This is a genomic window from Kitasatospora sp. NPDC004240 (assembly GCF_053603215.1).
The window spans coordinates 1-2,635 of the sequence record NZ_JBSGFD010000412.1 but is presented as its reverse complement, the minus strand read 5'-3'; the positions used below and the strand labels follow the sequence as shown (position 1 = coordinate 2,635).

Genomic DNA, 2,635 nt, shown 5'->3' with positions numbered 1-2,635 from the left:
CGACCCGCGCCCCGGCCGCACCCGGGACGCCATCGAGGCCGGCCGGGCACCCCTCCCGAGCACGGGTGAGCAGAGCGTTGCCTGACCACCGTCCGCCGCGCCGCGCGGTCATCACCTTCCACGAGGTCGCAGAACGCCAGCTCGCCGCGATGGACGACACCACCGTCGCCCGCCTCGACAGGCACCTGGACATCATCGCTCTGAACCCCACGACCGCCGGCGTCCGAATGCGCCCCGACAGCCCGGTCCAGGAGTACGCCAAGGACGGCGCCCGGATCGCCTACGTCTCCACCGTGCTCGGCACGATCGTCCTGGTCGCCTACGTCGAGCTCGACTGAACGAGGTCGAACTTCGGTTCGGCCGACCCGGGGCTATGGCCATCCGGTGTCCTGCGAGTCGTATCTCCTGCCCCCTGGAACACACAGTCGGCCTGCTGGAGCAGGCCGGACTCGTCGTCACCGCGAGGCTGGAGCAGGAGCCCGGCGGGCAGGTGAACGGACCGCACGCCTGCCTGCTGATGGGCGTGCTCCGAGTGCGCCGTCCGCCGGCTCCGGCCGGGGCCCCTCTCCGGGCCCCGGCCGACGAGCGGATGATCCGAACGAACCGTCTAGCCCTGCCAACGGGGGTCGCGGCCGGTGAAGGCGAGCAGCCGGTCGGCGCGGGAACTGTCGGCGGGGACATCGACCACCGGGCCGTACTTGCCGAAGTTGTCGCGGACGAAGTCGACGGTCTGATCGGCGGCGCCCTCCAGCCGCTCGGCCACGGACTCCGTGAGCGGCAGGTTCTGGCCGGTCGCCCGGGCGATGTCCCACGCGTGGACGGCGGCGTCGAGCGCGGCGACCGCGGTGCCGGCGTTCGCGGGCATGGGGCCCATCGGCGTCGGCACGCTCTCGGCCTCCCGCACCGACTCCCACGCCGTCAGCGCGGCGTCCAGCACCGCCTCCAGCTGCGCCACGGCCCCCGGGCCGTCGGACGCCGGCGCGTCCTCGGGCGAGAAGGGGTCACCCGCCAGCGGCTCCCCGGTGATCTGCATGACCAGTGCCTGCTGGTCGAGCCGCGCGTGGTTCAGGACCTGGCGGACCGTCCAATCGCTGCACGGCGTCTTCGCGCCCCAGGCCTGCTCGGGAACCCCCCGTACCGCGGCCAGCAGGTACTCGTGCGCCTCGGCCAGCAGCTTGAACCCGTCAACGGACACGCGTTGCCTCCCTGATGTTCGAGAATGTCGAAATCACAGTGGTGACGAGAACGTTCACCCTTACCTCAGGGCTCACCGCTGACATCGGCGGAGCCCCGGCCGACGGCCCGGTCCGGCTGAACGGTCTTCTGGTGCAGTCGATCTGACGATCGGTCCGGTAAATCCGACCCGAGCCGGCTCCGCTGGACGGGCCCGCCGCCGCGAACCCGTCCTCACGACGGTGGCCCGATGATCATCGGTGCCGTACCGATCCTCAGGGTGACCCTCTCCGAGGGGCCATCGGTCGTGATCGCCTCCCCCGATATAGGGGCCGCCTCCAGGTGCCGGCGGCCCCGGCGATCACGACCGATGCCTGCGGGACAGGAGCCTAGGAGCGCCCGGCCCGCGCGGGTGCGCGAGCCGTGCGGTGTTCCTCGACATCGCGTGCGGCCCGCCGGGGGGCCGTGAGGTCGCCGAAGCCCTGCATGCCCACCGCGAAGGCGAGTTGCACCACGGTGCCGACCGTGAACGACTTCAGCCGGAGTGGAGCACCCGGAAGCGATCGGGTCGTGCCGGATCCCGGTCGACGACCTGGACCGGCGGCCAGGCCCACTGCCGGACGCCGATGCCCGGCGTGCGGCTGAACCGGATCGTCCCGCGGGTGCCTTCGACGACGACGTGCGGCCAGGAGCCGGCGATCCGGGCCCGGTCGGTGCCGTGGGAACGCAGCACCTCGGCGAGGACGGCGATGGTGTCGTACCCCTCGAAGGCGACGAAGGAGGGCTCCCCGGCGAGCCGTTCGCGCAGGGCCGCCCCGACGCGGACGCCGAGCGGGGTGAGGCGCTCCGGCAGGTAGCGCAGGAACGGGACCGCGGCGCCGTCGGCCCCCAGCAGGTCCGCCCATTCGGCGAACTCCGGCTGCCCGGCCGGGGCGCCGAGCAGGACCCCGGCGAGACGTGGGTCCCGGCGGACGGCCCGGACGATCGGCACGGCCGGCTCCGGGTGGCCGACCAGCAGGAGGAGCGCCGTCGCGCCCTCGGCGGCGAGCGTGTCGCAGACGGCCGACGGGGTGAGTTCGCGCATGTCGAGTCCGACGACGGTGCCGCCGCGGGGAGCGAGGTGCTCGCGCAGGATGCGGCTGCCGGACGCCCAGTAGACGCTCGGGTCGGCCGCCACGGCGATCCGGCGGTGTCCCGCGCCGAGCAGGAAGTCCGCGTAGATCCGCCAGCCGTGGGACTGCGCCGGGGCGATGCGCGCGACCCGTTCCGTCGGCCGGTCGGTGAGCGCGTCGAGCACCGCCGACGAGCAGAGGAACGGCAGGCCGAGGGCGTCGGCCCGGGCGGCGACGGCGCGGGCGACGACGCTGTGGTACTCGCCCGCCAGCGCGGCCACGCCCAGCCGGGCCAGTTCGTCCACCGCGGCCGCGGCGCGCAGGGGATCGGCCGCGGTGTCCCGGACCAC

At 73.9% G+C, this 2,635-nt stretch carries 3 protein-coding genes; 1 reads left to right on the top strand and 2 read right to left on the bottom strand.

The genetic code is table 11. The annotated features are described in order from the left end of the window. Positions 1-77: 77 nt before the first annotated feature. Positions 78-338, top strand: a complete 261-nt coding sequence (locus ACWEQL_RS42130) for a hypothetical protein (RefSeq protein WP_452156866.1) — start codon at positions 78-80, stop codon at positions 336-338. A 269-nt stretch (positions 339-607) separates the two neighbouring features. On the opposite strand, the gene ACWEQL_RS42125 is transcribed toward ACWEQL_RS42130, so the two are convergent. Both ACWEQL_RS42125 and ACWEQL_RS42120 read right to left on the bottom strand, forming a co-directional pair. Then, positions 608-1,195: a TIGR03086 family metal-binding protein gene (locus ACWEQL_RS42125; RefSeq protein WP_452156864.1), complete on the bottom strand. Its 588-nt coding sequence runs from the start codon at positions 1,193-1,195 to the stop codon at positions 608-610. 513 nt (positions 1,196-1,708) lie between these two features. After that, a partial coding sequence (locus ACWEQL_RS42120) for an ABC transporter substrate-binding protein (protein ID WP_452156862.1) occupies positions 1,709-2,635 on the bottom strand: 927 nt, incomplete at its 5' end.